Below are 19,186 nucleotides of genomic sequence, written 5' to 3' on the forward strand. Positions count from 1 at the left end.
GTCTATGAATGTGCGGATCCGATACTTTTATTCTCTAATGGATTTCACCTGTTCTTTCGGGTCCCGGCAGCAACGGGTCAGGGCTGAAAACTGAAGCTGTGCCGAGTGACACCCCCTCTGTCCTGCCGGACATCTCCACCCTTGTGGGGGAGATGTCCGGCAGGACAGAGGGGGTGTCCCGCGCGCTGTGGCTCACCTTATCCCAGCAGCCCCAGCCTCCGTCCCTCGGCAGCCGCCTGTCCCCTCGATTTTGCGCTCAGCTTGGCAAGGATCGAGGAAATATGATGATCCACCGTCTTGGCCGATACGAACAGGCGCGCGCCGATCTCGGCATTCGAGCGACCCTCGTCGATCAGGCGCAGCACGTCCATTTCCCGTGTCGTGAGGCCGGCGGCGTTGGCCTGGGTGCTGGCCCGCGGGCCGCGCGTCGCAAGCCGGCCGCTGCGCCTGCGGATCAGGTCCTTCACGTGGGTGATAACGGCAGTGGCGCCGAGGGCTTCCAGCGTCGTCAGGGCCCGGTAGAGCGCGTCATTATCGCCGTCGAGCAGGGCAAGGGCGGCGAGATAGGGCGCGCGGCGGTCGGTCCAGATATCGGCGGCCTCCTGCCATCGGCCGTTGAGCATGGCGATGACGGCGGCGTCGCCGCTGGAGTCCTCAGGCGCAAGGCCGGTTTCACCCAGAATATGCGCCCAGAAGCCGATCATCGAGCCGGCGGCATCGTCGCTGCAGAGGGAAGCGGCCTGCCGCAGGCCGGCGAGCGCTTCCTCCCGGTCGCAGAGGCCGAGCCAGGCGCGTTCGGCCACCAGCGCGGCATGGGCGGACAGGCGTTGGAATTCGAAGGTGTTTTCGAGGAATTTCGCCATTTCCTGCAGCAGTTCGCCTGATGTCTCGCCGCGCCGCGTTCTGAGCGTCGCCAGCGCCACGAGCGAGGGGTAGCGGGAGAGCGCCGGGGCATTCTGGTTGTCGACCACGGCCTGCGCTGCTGCGGCGGCCTCCTCCCAGCGGCCGAGGAAGGTCAGCAGTTCCGCGAGCTCGCCGCGCATATAGTCGCGCCAGGTATCGAGGTCATGCTCGATGCAATAGGCAATGCCGTGCGCCAGCACGTTCTCGGCGGCATCGACTGCGCGGAGCTGGATTTCCACCCAGGCGCGGTTGGTGAAGGCACGGGCCGCATGCTCCTGGAAGCCATGCTCGAGGGCGATTGCCAGCGCCTGATCGAGTGTTTGGCGGGCGCGCTCCGGCTCCCGCCAGCAGATGGCGGTGCCGACATTGTTCAGCGCATGACAGAGGACCTCGGGCCTGGCGATATCGTCTGATGTCATGAGCGCGATGGCGCGCTCGCCGTAGAGGGTTGCGGTCTCGGCATCGCCCGCCAGCATGCCGAGCTGCGACAGGTTGGAATAGCCCATGGCGAGCTCGGCCGGGCTTGCTGCCTGCTCCAGCACCTCAACAGCCTCGCGGCCGAAGGCATCGGCGCCCTTGCGGTCTCCGGCGAGATAGCTCAGCCGCGAAAGCCAGCGCAGGTTATCGCCGACATGCCTGATATCGCCGAGCGCCCGGTAGAGCGCAAGCGCGCTGGTCTGGGCGGCAATGGCCCGTTCCATCTGGCCGGTCAGGTGGCATTCGAAGGCATAGCCCTCGTAGAGGCAGGCGCGCTTCGCATCGCTTAACTCGCCGGCATGGACGAGCGCCAGCTCGTAATGGCGCATCGCCTGCCGGTGGGCGCCGAGCCTGCCGGCCTCGGCTGCGGCCTTCGGGGCGAGCTCCGAGATCGCGCTCATGTCCTGCGCCTCATTGGCATGGTGGACCATGCGCGCGACCGAGGCCTCGGCACGGTTGCGGAAATAGGCAAGCGCCTTTTCATGCAGCGCCCGGCGGCGCAGCGGCGGCAGCGATTGCTCGACGGCCTGCCTGGCGATCTCATGGCGGAACATGAAGAGGTTGCCCCCCGGGCCACTACTTGCGGGCACCAGAAGCCCGCAAGCCGTGCAGGCTTCAAGCGAGGCGCGGGCATCACTGCCGCAGATCGCCTCGATCAATTCAGGCGCAAAGGCATCGGGCGAGGTGGAGGCGGCCCAGAGCGCCTCCCTGTCGGCCTCGTCAAGGATATCGGCCCGCGCCAGCACGGCATCGCGGATGGTTGTCGGCAGATGGTCGCGGCTGAGTGGCGGCAGGCAATCGCTGCCGGCGCAATCCACGAGCTCGCTGACGAAATAGGCATTGCCGCCGGTGGCGCTGAAGATCGCCTCGCCATCGAGACCTTTCCGGTCCGCAAGCTCCAGCACGGCGGCTTTCGACAGCGGCGGGACAGTGATGCGCAGCCAATGGGCGGGCGGAATATCGGCGAGCAGCCGCCTGAGCCGCGTCTGGCCCGGCGTATCGTCATTCCGCGCCGTTGCGACCAGCAGCAGGCAGGTGTGGCGGATGCGGCGGCCGATATAGCGGATGAGGTTCAGCGTGGCGTCGTCGGCCCAGTGAATATCCTCGATGACGAGCAATGTCGGCTGGAGCGCCTCGGTCAGAAGATCGAGCACTTCGGAGAAGAGCGTGATCCAGTTGCCGCTGGAGGCCCTTGTCAGCGTCCAGCGGGCTTGCCGGGCAATATCGCGCCAGGGCCCGAGCGGCTCGGCCGTGCCGAAATTCTCGCAGGCGCCCGAGAGGATGCGGGTACCTTCAGGCACGGCGCCGGCGAAGGCTGCGGCGAGGGAGGATTTTCCCGCCCCTGCTTCCCCTTCCAGAAGTACGACCCTGCCATTGCCGTTGGCGGCCTCGCGCAACAACGACTGAAGATGATCGAGATTGGGGGCGCGCTCGATTAGTCGCATGGCGGATTATTGCCAGCATCATTGCCGGCTGGGAATAGGAACGTGCCAAAATAGGGCGGCGAGCGCCAGAAAATGGGGAGATATCCCGATGCGCCGGCCCCGGCATCGGCCTAGCGTCCGTTTCGTCAACAAGGATGCGAACAGGAGGTCGCCATGCCCAGATATCTTATCGAACGCAACATTCCCGGCGCAAGCAAGCTCACCTCGGAAGACCTGTGCAACATTTCCGCAAAGTCGAACCAGGTCGTGGCCGGCCTCGACCGGCCCTATACATGGATCACCAGCTATGTCGCCGGCGACAAGATCTACTGCGTGCATGAGGCCGACAGCGCCGAAACCGTCTACCGCCACGCCCGCGAAGGCGGCTTCCCGGCAGACCTGGTGAGCGAGATCGCCTCGGAATTTGGACCCCAGACGGCTCGGCAGACCGCCCGCGCATGAGTTACCACGCCGGCCGCAACGCGAGGGGCGGCGGCCGGCGCTCACCTCGTTCCCTCCTCGGGTAAGGCTGGGGAGGGAATGGGGGGACGGGAGAATTATTTGAACGACCGGGCTGATGGTCGACGCTTTGGACCCGGACGATACCTGACAGTTTTTATTGCGTCGTGTGTTTTGTTGTTTTGATCTCGGGCGTCCTTGCAGGGGCGAGGGGGACATCCCTGAGAATGCCGAGGTCGTGTTGGATCTCCTTCTCCCGGCGGGAGTTTGAAGGACGGATCGAGACCCGTGGCTCGACAACGGTCAGGTGAGCCGAAGGCCGTACACATCTTCGAATCCTTTCTCTACCTCTTTCCTTCCATCGATCCCCCATCATCTCAGAGGTCAGCGTTCAATCTTGACGAAAAGAGCATATGCTCCTACGTTTACCTTAATAGGAGCATATGCTCTTATTTGACCGCAAAACCGCATCAGCACGTAAAAGCAGGAAACCATGTCACACGATAAACATGACCGTCATCCCTTTCTGGACGACCTGACCGCCGACGCCGAGCTCGTCAGCTCCGTGCTGCGCGGACCCGTTGTCGGCCGCGACGAGATCACGCTCGCCGTCAATACCGTCGGCACCTTCTATGCCTTGCAGACGCCGACCTTCTTCGAGGTCGTCGGCTCTCGGCTCTTCCTCGAATATGAAGCCGTTCTGGTGAGCGGTGAAAAATTGACCGCGGCTGTCATCGTCGATCGCAACCCGGACGGATCCGTGCCGCACGTCAGCGTACGCATGAGCCCGCTCGGCTCCGTCCTGTCGCTTGCCGCCGGCCTGCGAGAGGCGCTCTCGGCAAAACTGCCGGAGCATTTATTTCTCTGAATCGCAGTCACCCGCCGGACCGGGCGTGCAGAATGCCGCCTGATCCCGCCTTTTCAAAGGATATGAGCCATGGATATCGCTAACAGCACAGTCTTCATCACCGGCGCCAATCGCGGCCTCGGCCTTGCCTTCGCACGTGAGGCCCGCCGCCGCGGGGCAGCCAAGATCTATGCCGGCATGCGCAACACCGCTGGCTTCAATGAGCCCGATATCATCCCGGTCAGGATCGACGTCACGGACAAGGCATCGATCGCCGCCGCTGCCGGACTCGCCGCCGATACGACGCTGCTGATCAACAATGCCGGCATCGCAGAGCTGATCGACGGCCCCCTGTCTGGTGATGTCGAAGAACAGTCGCAGCGTCTCTTCGACGTGAACTATCATGGCGTCGTGCGTGTCACCCGGGCCTTCGAGCCGATCCTTTCGGCGCAGCCACAGGCAGCCATCATCAATGTCCTCTCCGATATCGTCTGGCTTCCGCGCCCAATCCTTACCCCTTACGCGGCATCGAAGGCTGCGGCCTGGAGCTACACGAACCAGCTTCGCTTTCACCTGCGCGAGAAAGGCATCCAGGTGCTCGGCCTGCATGTCGGCTTCGTCGATACGGATCTGACCGATGGCATCGACGTGCCGAAGGCAAGTCCGCAGGATGTGGTGCGCCAGACCTATGACGCGCTTGCCGCCGGCAGGAGCGAAGTCATGGCCGATCGCGGCACGACCGTGCTGAAGAGCACGCTTTCGGCCGACGTGCCTGGCTACATCACACCGCCGGAAGGCGTCATCTGACGCCGGCTATCGCGACGATGCCGTTGAACCATATTATCGGCGCGGAGCTTTTCTGAGGGCCGCGCCCATGGCACCTATGAGGCGGGAATCGAAAGGAACATGCGATGTTGTTGGCCGACCAGCCGCTTGGGATCGATCAGTGCACCTGTTCTGCCATGAGAAAGGCAAGCCGCCAGATCACCAGGCTTTACGACAGCCACCTCGAACCCGTCGGCCTGCGCATTACCCAGTTCCTGATGTTGGCTGCCCTGGAGGAAGCCGGCGGTGCCACCGTGAACACGCTTGCCGAACGGCTGGATATCGAACGGACGGCCATGGGCAAGATGCTGGGCTTCCTTGAACGCGACGGCTTTGTCGCGATCAGTCCGTCGCCCGCCGACGGCCGGGTGCGGATCGTCGAAATCACCGACGAAGGCCGGCGGCTGCACAAGAAGGCAGAGCCGCTCTGGGAAGCGGCGCAACGTGAATTTGAAGAGCTGAATGGGGCTGCGAATATCGCGGCGTTGCGTCAGGGGCTGAGGGATGTTGTCGTTGGGGAATTGGTGGCGGACGCCACGAGGGAATGAATTTTCAGGTGCGGGTGTGTCTCCCTCGACGATGGAGAGGCTGACACTCACCCTTGCCAGCCCGCCGCAGCCCAGGCTATACATCCCGGCGATGGGGATGGAGTGCCCCCGAAACCGCCCACAAGGCTGATGACTCCTACCGTGTTTAACCGCGGTGGGAATCTGTCCGGAGCCCGCCGCAAGGCGGTTTTTTTATTGCCCGCCCGAGATTTTGGAGCGAGCATGTCCTTCTATACTTGCCTTATCGTCATGGCCGGCGGTGCGCTCGGCACCTTCGCCCGCTATGCCGTATCGATCATCGCCATGCCGATCAGCCGGGATCTGCCCTGGGGCACTGTGATCATCAATGTCACGGGCTCGCTGATCATCGGCCTGTTCAGCACGCTGACGCTCGCCAATGGCCGGTTTCCGGCCTCGGACAATATGCGCCTCTTCGTGATGATCGGGCTCTGCGGCGGCTACACGACCTTCTCCTCCTTCAGCCTGCAGACACTCGACCTGCTGCGCTCGGGCGCAACGGTCAGGGCTTGCATCAATGTCGCGGCCTCCGTCGTGCTCTGCATCGGGGCGGTGGCACTCGGGCATCTGATCGCGACGCGGATCAATGGCGGGGTTCCGCAGGTGGCGATCGAGGAGCAGGCTTGAGGTGGGATCGTGTGCGGACCAAAGACTCCAAAAAGTTTATCGCCGGGGCTGCGAGGATAAGTACTCCAGCGTAAACACACCTTGCAGCAACAAGACACGAGGCGAGCGGGCGATGAAAATGCAGCTCCTACAGGTGCAGGACAGAAACCAGTGGCAGGACTATCACGCGATCAGGCGTCACGTTCTCTTCGAACTGCGCGGCCAGGCTGACTATGATGAGATGCATCCGGACGAGCGTCGGGAAAATCACTTTCCCCTGCTGTTCATTTGCGACGATGTGCCCGTTGGCACCGTCCGGCTGGATATCGGGCCCGCGCACGCCGACTCCGGAACCGTACGGCTCGTCGCGATCGTTCCGCAGTATCAGCGGCAAGGAATTGGTAGGGCCATGATGCACGCGCTTGAACGACTTGCCGCCGACAAAGGCCTTACGCGGCTGGAGGTTCATGCCGCACCGGATGCTGTGGCCTTCTACAAAAAGCTCGGATGGCTCCTCGTCGATGTGGACAGAGCCACTCCGCTCCTTACAAAGCAAATTTCCTGACATGGCTGCAGCAAAGCCGACGTCTGCGCGCAAGGCGAAATGCCTTCCATGCCGCCAATCTGAAATCGGGTAGCTGCCGCACGCGAGATTTCTTGCCCTCGGCAAGGCCAAAATGCTGGCGTAGCTTTGGGTATCGACGCCAACCCTAACCTCCCTCATTCCTGTTTCCTCGTGCTGACCACGAGGGCACAGAGATGAGGGAGGCGGAGGAGCAGGGCGGTGCCACTAGTTAGTCCCTCCCTTGCAGGGAGGGGTCGTCACGAAACGCCTCCGTCACAGCGCCGGTCGAATAAACATCCCGCCGAATCTTCCGTCTGCCGCCAGCGCGAAGCTCCATTCGAGATTACCGTTTTCGAAGGTCACGTCGTAAACATCCCAGCCTTCCGCCGTCACGCCCTTGAAGGATATGTCCCTGAGCGGCCCCATTCGATCGAGATCGGCCTTGATCATGGCGGATTGTTCGCGTGCGGCGGCGGCGAGCGGCGGGCTCATCCGCTCATAGTCGGGTTCGCCGCGCTGGTGCTGTTCGATGACCCGCTCCAGCAGTGCCCTGCTGTTTTCCACCGGCTGCTTGTCGCGGATGCGCGCAGCAAGCGCCTCTTCCAGATCGGTCGCGGCGCGTTCGTCCATGCGGGATGCTTCCAGTTCATAGCCGTTCTGGTGCAGCACGAGGCCGGTGACGGTGCCGCCTTCGTCGCGGGTAAAGGTGATCTGCGCCTGAACCGCCTTGTAGAAGAAGCGATCGACATCTTCGGCGAAGATTTCGAGTTCCGGCTGGCCGGTCAGCCGCGTGAAGAGCCGCCCGTCGCGCAGGCTCACCACATAGGCCGACGTGCCCAGATGATAGTGTCCGGCATAACCGGCATAGAGGGCAGGGTCGATCTTCTGTTCGGTGCGCGGCCGTGCCTGCTCATAGCGGCGCCAGGCGATGGCATCGGCTGAGGTGTCGGTCATGTTCGTGTCCTTTGCGAGCTTCAGCAGTTCATCGATCGAAAGAATGTCGCCTGCGGCCATCTTCGCCCGCAGCGCGTCGATGATGGCGAGGCTGCGTTGCGTGCGGGTCAGCTGGTCCTGCAATGCGAGGTTCTGCATGGCGAGCATGCGGTCGAGATCGGTCGCGTGGCCGGCGAGCAGCCGGGCGATGTCCTGCAGGCTGAGCCCCAGCCGCTTCAGAGCCAGGATCTCGGTGAGCCGTGCAATTTCCCTGGTGCCGTAGAGCCGCCAGTTCTTTCCCGTGCGCGGCGGCCGGATGAGGCCGGTCTCTTCATAGAGCCTCAGCGCACGCACCGTCATGCCGATCCGCTCGGCACATTGCGCCGCCGTCAGCCAGCTCTGTTTTCCTGTTTCGGCGTCCATCAAGCCTCCCGCGATGTCTCGGAACCCTTCTAAGCTATGACGCTGGGTCCGGCTCAAGAGGTTTTTCGCGGTTTTTTCGATTTCGGCTTGATGCCTGTTGCAGGGCGGCCGGGATGTCGCTCGGAACCGGGCCACAGCATCGGCCCGAAAATCGGAATCGATCTTCGGAAAGCCTGATGCGTCGATTCAAAGAGTTGGAGCGTCGGTGCGGCGAATGGCGCAATGCAGGGGGAAAGAGATTATTCTGCCCATGGGAAAACCCATGACAGGTGCAATCGATCCGCCGGGTATGCCGCCCGGCGGATCGAGCGGCCGTTAATTCCCTGTCGAGGTCGGGGCGGAGTAGGACAGGGATTCACGGATCTGGTCGATTTTGCCGTCGGCCTCTCCGACGCCGAGGATGGTCTTGGCCTCGGCGAGGACTGCCGGGCTCACTTCGCCGCTACGCGTTGCGGAAGCCAGCGCATCCTCCAGTGCCGCATCGCCCAGCACCGGATCGTCGATTGCAGGCTCGATGCCGTTGTCGAGTTCAAACTGGGCATAGGCAACCGCGTAGGCAGCGATCGCGGTCATCTTCGGATCGGACGTGTGCAGATAGGCCTTGTAGCTGCGGTTGAGAGAGTTCAGGCCCTTCAGTTCGGAGGCCAGGTTCTTTTGCTTGATATCGGTTGTGGTGTTTTTTGCATTGAGCGATTTCGTCTTCGCCTCGCCGGATTTGCCCTTGGCTCCGTTCTCGGATTTCGAACCGCCGTGCAATGAACTGCCCGTCTGGGAATTGCCGGACTGGTGGCCGCGGTTTTCGTGGTTGCCGCTTTGTCCGCCGCCATTACCGCCACCATTGCTGCTGCCGTTACCGCCCCCATTGCCTCCGCCATTACCGCCCCCGTTGCCGCCACCGTTTCCACCGCCCTTTGCCATGGCGGCAATATCGGCGCCGGTGATCGTCAGCGGGCTCGAAGCCATGATCATCGAAAGTGCGGCTATGGACGCAAGAGTTGCGATACGCATCCGGGTCTCCCTCGCAGAATAATTCATCAAAAATCGTGAGATAGCCGACTCGGGAAGGCGGCTATCGAATGAAGATGATGTTAGGCGCGAAACGCGGGGCGTGCATCGGACCGAGGTCCGGCATCCGCCGGACTATGGTCTTAGAGAGCGGGAGATGGTTAACGGGGTTCAGCGTCGGCCGGCGGGTCGCCGATCCGGAATCGGGTGGCTGCCGCTTCTCATATTTCCTACCCCTCCATGACCATCAAAACAGGAGGTTTGGACATGGAACTGGAAGACAAGGTGATCATCATTTCCGGCGCAAGCAGTGGCATCGGAGCGGCCGCCGCTCGGCTCTTTGCAGCGAAGGGCGCGAAGCTCGTGCTCGGTGCACGGCGGGCGCAGAACCTCGACACGCTGGTTTCCGAGATCACTGAAAGCGGCGGCACGGCCGTGTCTCTGGCCGGTGATGTGCGTGAGGGAGCTTACGCGCAGGCCCTCGTCGACCGGGCGCTCGATGCCTATGGCCGGCTCGACGGCGCTTTCAACAATGCCGGCATCGTCGGCGAAATGGGCGCCTTTGCCGAGATGAGTGCGGCCAATTGGGAGGCCGTGATTTCCACCAACCTGACGAGCGCGTTCCTTGCGCTGAAGGCGCAGTTGCCGGTGATGAAAGCGCAACGCAGCGGCTCGATCGTCTTCACCTCATCCTTCGTCGGATACAGCAATGGCGGCTTGCCCGGCATGGGGGCTTATGCGGCCTCCAAGGCGGGCCTGATCGGCCTCGTACAATCGGTCGCCGCCGATTACGCGGCCGATGGCATCAGGATCAACAGCCTGTTGCCGGGTGGAACCATCACGCCGGCGGGCGGCGAGAATAACCCTGAATTCCTCGACTATATATCGAGCCTGCATCCGATGAAGCGGATGGCCGCGGCGCAAGAAATTGCGCAGGCGGCACTCTTCCTGCTGTCGGACCAATCGAGCTTCATGACCGGCAGCCCGATGATCGTCGATGGCGGCATGTCGGTTCGGCTGCTTTAGCAGAAGTGGCCTCGGGCGATGTTGCGCCGCCCGAGGCGCGGAATTTCGCGGCCGTCCCGGAGGGTCACGTCCCAGAGGGTCACCGGCGCTTCACGCCGCACTCGATTCCTGACATATTTGCAGGGAGACAGCCAACCGTCGTGGATATTGCGTCATGAACTCGCAGACACGTGAAAAAAGCACCATGCGCGCACCTACCGGGTCCGTTACAGGGCTTTGCTCTGCGTCCGCCACCATGTTTGCAGTCGGAATGGCCTTTCTGGGTTACTGGGGGGTCTATGAACAGGGGACCTGGCGTGCAATCGATTATCTTGTGATGATTGTTGCTGTCATCGGATTTGCAGCACTTGGCTGCGTGCCCTGGATTGTGACCACACCTGTCGCGGAGGATGAGGCAGACAAAGTCGTCGTCGCCAGGCGAGCGATGGCACTGGGAACGGCGTTAATCTGGATGGCCGTCTGTATTACCGTATTTGCCTGAGTTGCCCTGTGTGACCCCATACAACCGCAAAATGGATTCATTTGAAGCGATAGGGCCCTAACCGCCGGCGGCGAGAATAATCCTGAATTCCTCGACTATATTTCGAGCCTGTATCCGATGAAGCGGATGGCCGCGGCGCAAGAAATTGCGTAGGCGGCGCTCTTCCTGCTGTCGAACCAATTGGCCTATCGCGGCAGCAGATTTTCATGCTTTGCGAGCGTGATCAGGGCAGGCGATATCTCTCCGTCGTCAACCTCATAGGTGAGGGCGGAGAGTGCCTCGTCCCATGCGCCCCATTCGCCGGCAAAATTCAGCACCCGCCGCTTCTGCATGTCGGTCGGATAGGGCTTGCTGAACATGTCGATGCCGCGCTCGATAACATCGGCATGTGTGGTCAAGCCGAGTTCGCGCAAGGCGACTGCGACATCGGGGGCATACCCGCCGGACGAATTGAAGAAGAATTGATGGACGCCGCCATTCAGCATCTCGGCGTTGAAATAATCGACGACGTAGATCTGCTTCAGCGCTTTTGGAAGGCGATCGATCTCGGCGTCCTCCATCGCATTGAGTTTTCCCGTCAGGTAGCTGAGCCGGTCTTCGTCACCGATCTTTTCGCGCGCCTTGGCGGACCATTCGACGAGACCAGGTGTACGCTCGACATAGCTGCCGATGGCGCCCGGAAGCTCAGTCATCTCGCCGAAGGCGACATCGAGCGCGGCAAAATCGGCGTCCTCACTTTTGGCTGCGAGGTCGCGCACTGCGGCAAAGGCCTGCGCCTGCCGCGTCAGGCCGGCCGCAGTCAGCGCCTGCAGCACCGCATCCGCGTTGCGTGCCGGGTCTGATTTTTTGCTCATCTCGGTCATCTCGTGCAGCGTGTCGTCGCTGACGGACTGGCCCTGAGCGACCAGCAGTTTTTTGGCCTCCTCCTGGATCTTGCGCGCCTCGGCAATCGTGGTGAAGAAGTGATGCAACTCGCCGCCCGGCACCACATAATGCAGGTATGAGAGCCAGAAGAGGTTGCGCACCTCAGGCTCCAGCCTGCCGATATCGGCCAGTATCGCCCCCTTGTCGTCATCATATTTCACCCGCATGATCTGCGGCAGGAAGGTCGTCTCGATGACGAATTCGGTGGAGATGGTCGTCAGAGCCTGCAAATCGCGCGCCTCCGGTTGCGTTTGATCGGATGCCGCTGAAGCTTTCGCCACGATCGCGCTGGTGAACAGAGCGGCAAGCAAAAGACTGGCATATTTCATGGATATTTTTTCCCGTGGCGCGGGTAAATTTGGCGGAGCATTTGCAGAGTTCAAGCCCGTCGGGCGCTCTCGGCTGCTTTAGCAGAGGTGGCCTCGGGCGGTGGTAGCGCCGCCCAAGGCAGTTACGGACTATTGTGCCCTGGCCGATGTCCGTTCGAAGGCACCAGCGAAGACAACCGCCATGGCGCCAATCATCAGCGCTCCGGCAAGCAGGAAGGTTAGCTGCATGCCGGCTGAAATCGCTGCCGGCGTCGCATGAATGAAATCCTCTGTGCCGGCGCCATAGGCGAAGACGGCGCCCATCAGGGATGCGCCGGAGATCAGGCCGATATTGCGCGACAGGCCGAGCAGGCCGGAGGCCGTGCCGCGCCGGCCTTCCCATATGGAATGCCCGACCCTCCGGCGGCTGCTCGATGTCGCGGGCAAGCGGGTGGGCAAGGATAAGGGCAGGCGGGCAGGCAAGGTCGGGTAGGTTCGGCAGCGCTGACGAGCCCGCCTCACTCCCGCCGACGGTTGCTCCGCCGCGTGCCATCGTAAAACCCCGGCGGTTTCTTCCGCACCCAGGCGACGAAGGTCTGGATAGCGGGGTGGGCAAGCAGGGCCTCGACGGTCGTGTAGGACTGTTCCAGCTCCGCTTCGCTGAACTGCGCATGGATCTGGCGATGGCAGATGCGGTGCAGAACCTGCGTCTCCCGTCCGCCGCGGCTCTTGGGTACGAGATGGTGCTCGTCCCGCTGTTCTTTCGGAACGACCCGGCCGCAGAGCGGGCAGATATCAGGCGTCGGTGCCTCATACCAGGAGGTGACTTCTTGGTTTCTCTTTCGCGCCATCAGGCAAGATTAGCCGCAAGCCGGACCGGCAGGCAACCGGCCATTACCAGCCGTCGCCGCGCTCGATTGCCTCGATGAATTCCTCGAAAGAACGGCCGAGAACGCGCACTTCGTTCAGCCAATTTCCGGCAAAGACGAAGGGAATGGAGACATAATCGCCCTTGACGAAGCCATAGGCCGTCGGCCCGCCATTCGAGCCGATCAGCAGCTTGTCGTCGCGAAACTCGAAGATCTCGTAGCCGTCAGCCCCGGAGAGTTCCGCCGCACTCCACAGGATCAGATAGCCCTGGCCGACCTGGCCGTTGAAGCCGTTGGAGGAGGCGAGGAAGGCCTTGATCTCCGCCGGCAGGATAATCTTCAGTTTCGCCTCGCAGGCGGCGATATCGGGCGGGCTTGCGCCCGGCAACTGGCAGCCGTCGCCAAATTTCTCCAGCATCAGCAGGCCCATTCGAGCTTCATCTCCTTGAGGTCGATCTGGGCGATGCCGTCGCCGAAATTGAAGCCGCCGAAGATCTCCGAGATCTCGATGTAGAAGGGCGAGAAATCGGGATAGCCCTGCATGGGAAACATCGTGCCGCCGAGATGGGCGTGCCAGTCCTGAAAGCGCTCCAGCCCCAGTTTCTGGCCTTCCTCCGAATAGGCGGCGATATAGCCGCTGAACTCGTTTTCGTGCCTGAATTCGCGCGCTGGCTTGCCGACATTCGGGTCGCCCTCGCGCAAGGTGATCTCGATCGGCCAACCGTAATCGAGCGCTTCTGTTCCCGGCAAGTTCTTCCAGCCCTTCGGAGGCCGGGCTGCCGCCAGAAGCTCGTTGACGGCAAGTCCGCCGGGCGAAAAGACGTTTTTCGCCTGCTGCTCGGCCACCGTCCTCGGCAGGTTGAATTCGCCGAAATAATCGAGCGGCGATTTCGAGAGCCAGCCCGGAATAGGGGCGCCTTCGATCTCCGGCGGAGCGCCGAGAGGTGCTGCCAATTCCTCATCCGTCAGCCAGAAGAGAGTGTAGCCGTTGTCCATGAATTCCATGTCGAAGCGACGCGGATCGGCCCGCCGCGCGCCGCCTGCTCCGGCATTCCTGCTTGCCGGCGGCGTTTCCCATTGCTCGTCGACGAAGAGCGAGATCGCTACATACGCATTGCCGAGCGTGCGATATTGCGGCGGCAATTTTACCGTGAAGGCGTGGCGAAGCGGCATGCCGTTGGTGGCGCTGATCGGCCACTTCGAGGCATCGATGCCGGGCGGGCGGCCATAGCACCAGCCGTTCTCGGGTCGCCTCGCGAGATTGACGGGGTCGGCGAGCGTCAGGTCGTAGGCCTCGGTGAGATCGGGATCGGCATATTTATAGGGTCGTTCCGGATAGATCGCCGTCGGGTCCGTGAGGCTGATCATCCTGACGACATCCTCCCTGATGGCGACGCCGAGCTCCAGCGTATCCGACAGGTTCATCTTCAGAATGGTCCAGCCATATTCCTCTCTCTCGTCGGAGATGCGCTCGGCGCCGGGATAAAGCCGATGCAGTTCGCCCGCCGGCATTCCCATCTTGACGCCATGGATTGGCCCCGGAAGATCGAAGGGGGCGCGGAAATAAACCTCGCCGAGCCTGCCATCGGCGGTGATGCGCGTGCCGAATTCCTCGATATGCAGACGGCCTTCCGCCTGGATGCCCGGCTCCTTCCAGTTCGCCCCCAAAGCCGCCTTCAGCTCCTCCACAGATACACCCGGCTGCATCGGCGCCAATCTCGCATTGTCTATCGGCATGCGCGTCCTCTCTCGCTGATAATCCCGCGCAAGAGATAGGACGGGTTGGAGACAGGGCAATGACCGCTATATCCTGCGTCGGGCACCAGGCGGTATTGGGTCCGCTTCGGGGAGCGGGGAATGACCGACACCGGGCGGAACCGAAAATTTCGGATCGCAGTGTCGGATCGGCGAGATCAGGCCCGTCCTCGAGGCATTGCCAAAGTTCAATCCAAAGGAGGATCATCATGCCGAGCACAATCAAACTTCACCGCGTCCTGGCGACCAGCCCGGACAAGGTCTATCGCGCCTTCCTGGAGGCGGACGCCGTTGCCAAGTGGCTTCCACCAAACGGCTTTACCTGCACGGTCCATCATCTGGAGCCTATTGTCGGCGGAACGCACAGGATGTCTTTCCGCAACTTCACGACCGGCCACAGCCATTCCTTCGGCGGCGAATATCTGGAACTCGTTCCCGGCCAGAGGCTTCGCTACACCGACACGTTCGACGACGCCAACCTGCCCGGCGAAATGGACGTGACCGTGACCCTGACGAAGGTCTCGGTCGGCACCGAACTCCATGTGGTGCAGGCCGGCATCCCGGACCTCATCCCGCCGGAGGCCTGCTACCTCGGCTGGCAGGAATCGCTGCGCAACCTTGCACGTCTGGTCGAGCCCGATATCCAGCAATAAGCGTCAGAACCCAAGCGGAGGCCGGGGTCTGGGAACTGCTTTCAGCCCCGGCCTTTTCCGTATTCGTGCATCCGGGTCGTCTCGGGAAATGGCCTGTTCCGGCCGAAATCCAGCTGAACTATCCGGAACTGTTTCTACCATATCAAAGTATGATTTCGCCCGTCGGAATATCTGCCAGGATCGCCGCGTGGACCTGATGGCGGAGAGTATTTCGATGAAGAAGATTATCGTGGTGTCGTTGACGGTTGGTTTGGTTACCGGCTTGATCGGTTACAATGCCAGTGCGTCCGGAGAGACCGATAAGGGGCGCACCCCAGTCCTGACTGAAATGCCTGGCGGCTACCGCGACTGGCCGCTCATCGCCGTGGCGCACGAAGAGGGTAAGCTCAACGATCTCAGAGCCATCCTGGGCAACGATATTGCGATCAAAGCCTTCCGGGAAGGGGCCGCTACCTATCCTGACGGCACCATCATTGCCCGCCTGGCTTGGGACTATCACCCGTTGGAAGAAAGCAAGGAAGCCTTCGGCGCTCCCCAGTCATTCGTCGCCGGGGCGCCCAAGAACGGTGTGCAATTCATGATCAAGGACGCAAAGAAATATGCTTCGACCGGCGGCTGGGGATATGTCGAATTTGACGACGGTAAACCCTCGACCACGGCAATGCCCGAAGCATGCTTTTCCTGCCACTCGATCGTCAAGGACCGCGACTTCGTGTTCAGCCGGTACGCACCCTGACAGTGGCATCTGTCCTGAAATTGATTATCCACTATAAAGCATCCATGCCGCGCATAAGAGCGTCCAGGCGGCGCAGTCGAGGTTGGATATGAAGTTCGCCGCTTGTCTTTTTGCCATATGGTCGTTGTGTTGCGCCGTCGCGCCGCCGGTGATGGCAGGGTCCGCTCCTATCCTGGACGCCGAGGTGACGGCGCAGGGTTGCGGCGATTTTCTGGCGCAGATGCAGAAGAAGCCCGATCATGTAGAATTTGCCGGGTGCAGCTACGCCCCGGATCGGCAGGGCAAACCGCTTGAGGCGACATATCGCGTATCCGGCCGGGACGCGGCTGCCACCGAGGCCTATCTCATCAAGACTGTGGGTTTGAACCGCCTCAAACGCTCCTGCTGCCTATGGGATTCTCCCGCCAGCCAGTTCCGTGATTCAATGGGCCGTGACTTTTTGATCTCCATGGTCTCGGAGGAAACCATGGTTTCCAGCCGCAGCGAGTGGCACCAGATCACCGTGTTCGGGATCACGGTGGAGACGTTTACGGAAGACATGTGACAAGGCGGCGCGAAGCGGATCGCAATCCGCGGAACCGCCGTGTCGGACCATCATTCGATCTGCATATCCAGCTGCTGCGCGATGGTTTCGTAGTGGCGGGACGAGGCTGCATTCCCCTGTTTGGCGTATAGCCCGGCAACTTCCCGCGCGGCCTTTGCTGCTGCGCGGAACGCGTCCAGCCTGACCTGAGGTTCCAGTTCCGCATCGCCGCCGATATCGCCGTCCTTGAAGCCGCCGACACGATAGCCTTCGTTGTCGATCACGCCGATGACGGGCACTCCGGCTTGCATTTCCCCGTAGAAAGCGGGGCCGGCGCGATCGCCATCGCGGCGACGCAGCATTCCCGGTCCGGAAGCCTTATTTCCCGGGCATGCGCCGGTCCAGTATGTCGGACCTGACGTCAGGGAAACAGGAGACACGAATTCGCAATGGCTGGCCGGATCCTTGGACCACGTCAGGCCGCCGGCTGGTTCCTGCGCTTGCAGAGGCAGAGTGCACCATAGGGATGCGACGACCGCCAGGGTGGCTACGACCTTAAGTGAGTTTCGCTGCTGCAATTTTGTTATCTCTTTTCTCTGATCCGGAGTGACCCAGTCCAACGGCTCCAGCCAAACGTCTAGAGCATTTCCGTTTTTCCTCAAATCACGGAAATGCTCTATCTCCTTGTTTTCACACAATTCCGCACGCGAAACCGCTGCGCATTTTGCTGACTTCACGAGAACTCGGAAAGCTCCTTCAGCGCGTGAGCTGCGTTATGGTAACGTTCGACGAGCGCGCTGAATTCCGTGGCCTTCATACCGCGGATGCCCATTGCCCCGATGGTAACGACGCGTTGTTTGCGGTCGATCTTGCTGTAAAGCGCTCGCCACTTCTTTGCGGGAAGCGAGGCAGACGGGGCCAGCCAAAGGCGCAGCGCAAACCGGCTCGAGGCAAATACCTGATGGGCGGCGACATCGGTCCAGGCAACCGGCCCATCGAGCATCGAGGCCCGCAACTCCGCCGGCGTCAGGACCATGAGGGGTTGAGCTGCCGATTTGTGAAGATAGAGCGCGTAAAGGCCGCAGCCGATGACGCCGGCTGCGGCGATACCGGATAGCAGTGTCCTGGCGAAATAATCCTGCGCAAAGCCGAGCTCCGCCGCAAAGACCGTAACCATCACTCCGAACCCTGCAAAGATGGCTGCGACGATCGCCATCGTCCAGATCATCGGCTTGACGTTATCGTAGAGGATCGTTTCGCCCGGCGCCGCGGCGGCGAGTTCTTCGAGCGCCTGCTGGCGAGCCGTGCGCAGGTCGCGCACCTGGTCCAGGTAATCGCCGCTCAGCTGGCTGCAAAGCGCTTTCCAATCCGAAAATAGCTCGAAGGCGAATGTGAGGCCGGCTGGTTTTGGAGCGCGCGTGGCGAGGTCAAGCAGCCGTTTGTCGACCGTGAGCCCCATTGCCTGAATGCGCTGGTTGGTCGGTGGATGCGTATCGGTCGGATGCGGCTGCCGATCTTCGAGCAGGGAGACCGGATCGGACCAGCCATGGAGACGAACGAGATCCGAGGTCTTGGCAACCAGGTCAGGCTCAGGCTCCGAATTTTCCGCAGCCAGCACTCGATTGGCGACGAGGCTGAAGACGTGATCGAGGGCGGGAGGGATCAGCCCGGTTCTGATGAGGGCAGAGGCCGCGCCGACGACGGAGCTGGATCGCGCGCCGCTTCGGTCCGCATCGAACTCGCGAATGCGGCTCCAATGGTTGACCGCATGGTCGAACCGCTGGAGGGCATGAAAGCCCAGCATGGCTGCTGGATACAAGACGAAGCTGCCGCCGTCGCCGCGCTGCAGAGCTGAAAGCGATCGCCAGAGGCCGGCATAGATCGGCGTGAACCTTTGGCTGTAGAGCGTGTCCTTGCCGGAAAAATGCGCCAATTCGTGACCGATGATCGCCGCGACCTCCGGCTCGTCGAGCAGGTCGAGATAGGGAGCGGGCAGGTAGAGTGTTCGCCCGCCGATGACTTCGTCTTCCGGCCAAAGCCGCAATTCGCTTTCGGTGACGAAGAAACCGTTGGTGAGACCGACTACAACGGTGTCCGGCCGCACGGCTTTCTGCCGGTCGGCGAGATCGCGGACGAAGCGGAAAAGCCCCGGTGCATCGGTTTCCTCCACCCTGCGCCCGGAAACATCCATTGGCTGGGGAGCGAACAGCGCAAAGACGTTCCTGAGACCGCGCAATGCAAGGAAGGCGCTGTAGGCGGCAAGCCCGGCTAGGCCAAGGGCCAGGACGAAAAGCTTGGCGCTGCCGGACGAGAAGTCCGCCCATAGGCCCATGCTGATCGCTTCGAATACGGCTGCACAGACGATACCGATGCAAAATCCGATGACAAGGGCCGCAAGGACGAAAGGCAGAATGATGCGTAAGCGTCCGAAACTCCTGACCAACTGCTCCTGAGATCGCCGTGCCCTCAAGCCGCTGATAGTCGCCGTGGCAAGCCCGAGGATGCCGCTGACGAATGCCAGGATCGCGCCACCGATCGTGCCCCAGGGGAGCGGCCGGCGGATCGATGAAATCTCGAGATCCTGTTCTGCCTGGTCCAGTGCCGCCTCGATCTGCGGTACGGCGACCATTGCAGAGAGCGACCTCGGCCCCGCGTCTGACTGAAACGTCAGCATGGCTCCCGGTTCTGTTTCCGCGATCTTCCTGACCTCGGCGAGCGTTGCCTTGAGGTCTTGTGCCTGTTGCTGCGACTGTGCCGCTGTCTCGGCAGCGCGCTCGGCCTGCCATAGCCCGAGACCGAAGAGCAGTGCCGGAACAAGGACCAGCCAGATCACAAGGCTCATGCTGTGAGGAATCTTGAACTTCCGCATTGTCCCTCC

The 19,186-nt window shown here is 61.9% G+C and carries 21 protein-coding genes and 1 riboswitch; of the genes, 11 read left to right on the forward strand and 10 right to left on the reverse strand.

The window, feature by feature from the left end; genetic code table 11:
- Positions 1-197 precede the first annotated feature (197 nt).
- Positions 198-2,825 carry an ATP-binding protein gene (locus AC1DTN_RS30790; protein ID WP_477923979.1) on the reverse strand — a complete coding sequence of 876 codons (2,628 nt, stop codon included), beginning with the start codon at positions 2,823-2,825 and terminating at the stop codon, positions 198-200.
- 153 nt (positions 2,826-2,978) lie between these two features.
- Here AC1DTN_RS30790 and AC1DTN_RS30795 point away from each other — a divergent pair, with 153 nt between their 5' ends.
- From AC1DTN_RS30795 to AC1DTN_RS30820, 6 genes are all read left to right on the forward strand, one after another.
- Positions 2,979-3,266, forward strand: a complete 288-nt coding sequence (locus AC1DTN_RS30795) for a DUF4242 domain-containing protein (RefSeq protein ID WP_310386499.1) — start codon at positions 2,979-2,981, stop codon at positions 3,264-3,266.
- 490 nt (positions 3,267-3,756) lie between these two features.
- Positions 3,757-4,131, forward strand: a complete 375-nt coding sequence (locus tag AC1DTN_RS30800; RefSeq protein WP_113324795.1) for a hypothetical protein — start codon at positions 3,757-3,759, stop codon at positions 4,129-4,131.
- A 69-nt stretch (positions 4,132-4,200) separates the two neighbouring features.
- Positions 4,201-4,917, forward strand: a complete 717-nt coding sequence (locus tag AC1DTN_RS30805) for an SDR family oxidoreductase (RefSeq protein WP_439015611.1) — start codon at positions 4,201-4,203, stop codon at positions 4,915-4,917.
- A gap of 104 nt (positions 4,918-5,021) precedes the next feature.
- The gene (locus tag AC1DTN_RS30810) at positions 5,022-5,483 is read left to right on the forward strand and encodes a MarR family winged helix-turn-helix transcriptional regulator (protein ID WP_113324793.1); all 462 of its coding nucleotides are present in this window, start codon (positions 5,022-5,024) and stop codon (positions 5,481-5,483) included.
- An 84-nt stretch (positions 5,484-5,567) separates the two neighbouring features.
- Positions 5,568-5,629, forward strand: a riboswitch (Fluoride riboswitch).
- A gap of 76 nt (positions 5,630-5,705) precedes the next feature.
- Positions 5,706-6,128 (forward strand): fluoride efflux transporter CrcB, encoded by a 423-nt coding sequence (gene crcB / locus AC1DTN_RS30815; RefSeq protein WP_477923980.1) that lies wholly within the window; start codon positions 5,706-5,708, stop codon positions 6,126-6,128.
- Between the two features lie 118 nt (positions 6,129-6,246).
- Positions 6,247-6,672, forward strand: coding sequence for a GNAT family N-acetyltransferase (locus tag AC1DTN_RS30820; protein WP_477924073.1), 426 nt, complete (start codon positions 6,247-6,249; stop codon positions 6,670-6,672).
- Between the two features lie 273 nt (positions 6,673-6,945).
- Here the strand turns inward: AC1DTN_RS30820 and AC1DTN_RS30825 are convergent, their stop codons facing one another.
- Together AC1DTN_RS30825 and AC1DTN_RS30830 are read right to left on the reverse strand one after the other, a co-directional pair.
- Positions 6,946-8,028, reverse strand: a complete 1,083-nt coding sequence (locus AC1DTN_RS30825) for a MerR family transcriptional regulator (protein WP_477923981.1) — start codon at positions 8,026-8,028, stop codon at positions 6,946-6,948.
- Between the two features lie 315 nt (positions 8,029-8,343).
- Positions 8,344-9,036, reverse strand: a complete 693-nt coding sequence (locus AC1DTN_RS30830) for a hypothetical protein (protein ID WP_477923982.1) — start codon at positions 9,034-9,036, stop codon at positions 8,344-8,346.
- 264 nt (positions 9,037-9,300) lie between these two features.
- Here AC1DTN_RS30830 and AC1DTN_RS30835 point away from each other — a divergent pair, with 264 nt between their 5' ends.
- A complete protein-coding gene (locus AC1DTN_RS30835) occupies positions 9,301-10,059 on the forward strand; it encodes an SDR family oxidoreductase (RefSeq protein ID WP_477923983.1) in 759 nt (252 codons plus the stop codon).
- A 154-nt stretch (positions 10,060-10,213) separates the two neighbouring features.
- Positions 10,214-10,540 (forward strand): hypothetical protein, encoded by a 327-nt coding sequence (locus AC1DTN_RS30840; protein ID WP_113324786.1) that lies wholly within the window; start codon positions 10,214-10,216, stop codon positions 10,538-10,540.
- A 185-nt stretch (positions 10,541-10,725) separates the two neighbouring features.
- Here the strand turns inward: AC1DTN_RS30840 and AC1DTN_RS30845 are convergent, their stop codons facing one another.
- The 5 genes from AC1DTN_RS30845 to AC1DTN_RS30865 all read right to left on the reverse strand — a co-directional run bounded on the left by AC1DTN_RS30845 (position 10,726) and on the right by AC1DTN_RS30865 (position 14,378).
- Positions 10,726-11,793 carry a DMP19 family protein gene (locus tag AC1DTN_RS30845; RefSeq protein ID WP_477923985.1) on the reverse strand — a complete coding sequence of 356 codons (1,068 nt, stop codon included), beginning with the start codon at positions 11,791-11,793 and terminating at the stop codon, positions 10,726-10,728.
- Between the two features lie 129 nt (positions 11,794-11,922).
- Entirely contained in the window at positions 11,923-12,219 is a 297-nt protein-coding gene (locus AC1DTN_RS30850; RefSeq protein WP_477923986.1) for a hypothetical protein, read from the reverse strand.
- 71 nt (positions 12,220-12,290) lie between these two features.
- On the reverse strand, positions 12,291-12,623 hold the full coding sequence (locus AC1DTN_RS30855) for an HNH endonuclease signature motif containing protein (RefSeq protein WP_439015604.1): 333 nt from the start codon (positions 12,621-12,623) through the stop codon (positions 12,291-12,293).
- A gap of 43 nt (positions 12,624-12,666) precedes the next feature.
- Positions 12,667-13,071, reverse strand: a complete 405-nt coding sequence (locus tag AC1DTN_RS30860) for an SMI1/KNR4 family protein (protein ID WP_477923988.1) — start codon at positions 13,069-13,071, stop codon at positions 12,667-12,669.
- Positions 13,059-14,378, reverse strand: a complete 1,320-nt coding sequence (locus AC1DTN_RS30865; protein ID WP_477923989.1) for a DUF7256 domain-containing protein — start codon at positions 14,376-14,378, stop codon at positions 13,059-13,061. Before AC1DTN_RS30865 ends, AC1DTN_RS30860 begins: the two co-directional genes overlap by 13 nt.
- 227 nt (positions 14,379-14,605) lie before the next feature.
- On the opposite strand from AC1DTN_RS30865, the gene AC1DTN_RS30870 reads away from it, so the two are divergent.
- From AC1DTN_RS30870 to AC1DTN_RS30880, 3 genes are all read left to right on the forward strand, one after another.
- Positions 14,606-15,049 carry an SRPBCC family protein gene (locus tag AC1DTN_RS30870; RefSeq protein ID WP_477923990.1) on the forward strand — a complete coding sequence of 148 codons (444 nt, stop codon included), beginning with the start codon at positions 14,606-14,608 and terminating at the stop codon, positions 15,047-15,049.
- Between the two features lie 214 nt (positions 15,050-15,263).
- The gene (locus AC1DTN_RS30875; protein WP_477923991.1) at positions 15,264-15,785 is read left to right on the forward strand and encodes a cytochrome P460 family protein; all 522 of its coding nucleotides are present in this window, start codon (positions 15,264-15,266) and stop codon (positions 15,783-15,785) included.
- 88 nt (positions 15,786-15,873) lie between these two features.
- Positions 15,874-16,329, forward strand: coding sequence for a DUF4952 domain-containing protein (locus AC1DTN_RS30880; protein WP_477923992.1), 456 nt, complete (start codon positions 15,874-15,876; stop codon positions 16,327-16,329).
- Between the two features lie 50 nt (positions 16,330-16,379).
- Here the strand turns inward: AC1DTN_RS30880 and AC1DTN_RS30885 are convergent, their stop codons facing one another.
- Both AC1DTN_RS30885 and AC1DTN_RS30890 read right to left on the reverse strand, forming a co-directional pair.
- Positions 16,380-16,886 (reverse strand): hypothetical protein, encoded by a 507-nt coding sequence (locus tag AC1DTN_RS30885; protein WP_477924075.1) that lies wholly within the window; start codon positions 16,884-16,886, stop codon positions 16,380-16,382.
- A gap of 155 nt (positions 16,887-17,041) precedes the next feature.
- On the reverse strand, positions 17,042-19,177 hold the full coding sequence (locus AC1DTN_RS30890) for a M48 family metalloprotease (RefSeq protein ID WP_477923994.1): 2,136 nt from the start codon (positions 19,175-19,177) through the stop codon (positions 17,042-17,044).
- Positions 19,178-19,186 lie beyond the last annotated feature (9 nt).

The organism is Rhizobium sp. 01T444 (genome assembly GCF_056398305.1).

Excerpts from the sequence above, each read along its gene's own strand:
- AC1DTN_RS30875 (WP_477923991.1), top strand. The coding sequence starts at position 15,264 with ATGAAGAAGATTATCGTGGTGTCGTTGACGGTTGGTTTGGTTACCGGC.
- AC1DTN_RS30880 (WP_477923992.1), top strand. The coding sequence starts at position 15,874 with ATGAAGTTCGCCGCTTGTCTTTTTGCCATATGGTCGTTGTGTTGCGCC.
- AC1DTN_RS30845 (WP_477923985.1), bottom strand. The coding sequence starts at position 11,793 with ATGAAATATGCCAGTCTTTTGCTTGCCGCTCTGTTCACCAGCGCGATC.
- AC1DTN_RS30865 (WP_477923989.1), bottom strand. The coding sequence starts at position 14,378 with ATGCCGATAGACAATGCGAGATTGGCGCCGATGCAGCCGGGTGTATCT.
- AC1DTN_RS30810 (WP_113324793.1), top strand. The coding sequence starts at position 5,022 with ATGTTGTTGGCCGACCAGCCGCTTGGGATCGATCAGTGCACCTGTTCT.
- AC1DTN_RS30870 (WP_477923990.1), top strand. The coding sequence starts at position 14,606 with ATGCCGAGCACAATCAAACTTCACCGCGTCCTGGCGACCAGCCCGGAC.
- AC1DTN_RS30805 (WP_439015611.1), top strand. The coding sequence starts at position 4,201 with ATGGATATCGCTAACAGCACAGTCTTCATCACCGGCGCCAATCGCGGC.
- AC1DTN_RS30795 (WP_310386499.1), top strand. The coding sequence starts at position 2,979 with ATGCCCAGATATCTTATCGAACGCAACATTCCCGGCGCAAGCAAGCTC.
- AC1DTN_RS30820 (WP_477924073.1), top strand. The coding sequence starts at position 6,247 with ATGCAGCTCCTACAGGTGCAGGACAGAAACCAGTGGCAGGACTATCAC.
- AC1DTN_RS30890 (WP_477923994.1), bottom strand. The coding sequence starts at position 19,177 with ATGCGGAAGTTCAAGATTCCTCACAGCATGAGCCTTGTGATCTGGCTG.
- AC1DTN_RS30790 (WP_477923979.1), bottom strand. The coding sequence starts at position 2,825 with ATGCGACTAATCGAGCGCGCCCCCAATCTCGATCATCTTCAGTCGTTG.
- AC1DTN_RS30840 (WP_113324786.1), top strand. The coding sequence starts at position 10,214 with ATGAACTCGCAGACACGTGAAAAAAGCACCATGCGCGCACCTACCGGG.
- crcB (WP_477923980.1), top strand. The coding sequence starts at position 5,706 with ATGTCCTTCTATACTTGCCTTATCGTCATGGCCGGCGGTGCGCTCGGC.
- AC1DTN_RS30855 (WP_439015604.1), bottom strand. The coding sequence starts at position 12,623 with ATGGCGCGAAAGAGAAACCAAGAAGTCACCTCCTGGTATGAGGCACCG.
- AC1DTN_RS30860 (WP_477923988.1), bottom strand. The coding sequence starts at position 13,071 with ATGGGCCTGCTGATGCTGGAGAAATTTGGCGACGGCTGCCAGTTGCCG.
- AC1DTN_RS30825 (WP_477923981.1), bottom strand. The coding sequence starts at position 8,028 with ATGGACGCCGAAACAGGAAAACAGAGCTGGCTGACGGCGGCGCAATGT.
- AC1DTN_RS30830 (WP_477923982.1), bottom strand. The coding sequence starts at position 9,036 with ATGCGTATCGCAACTCTTGCGTCCATAGCCGCACTTTCGATGATCATG.
- AC1DTN_RS30835 (WP_477923983.1), top strand. The coding sequence starts at position 9,301 with ATGGAACTGGAAGACAAGGTGATCATCATTTCCGGCGCAAGCAGTGGC.
- AC1DTN_RS30800 (WP_113324795.1), top strand. The coding sequence starts at position 3,757 with ATGTCACACGATAAACATGACCGTCATCCCTTTCTGGACGACCTGACC.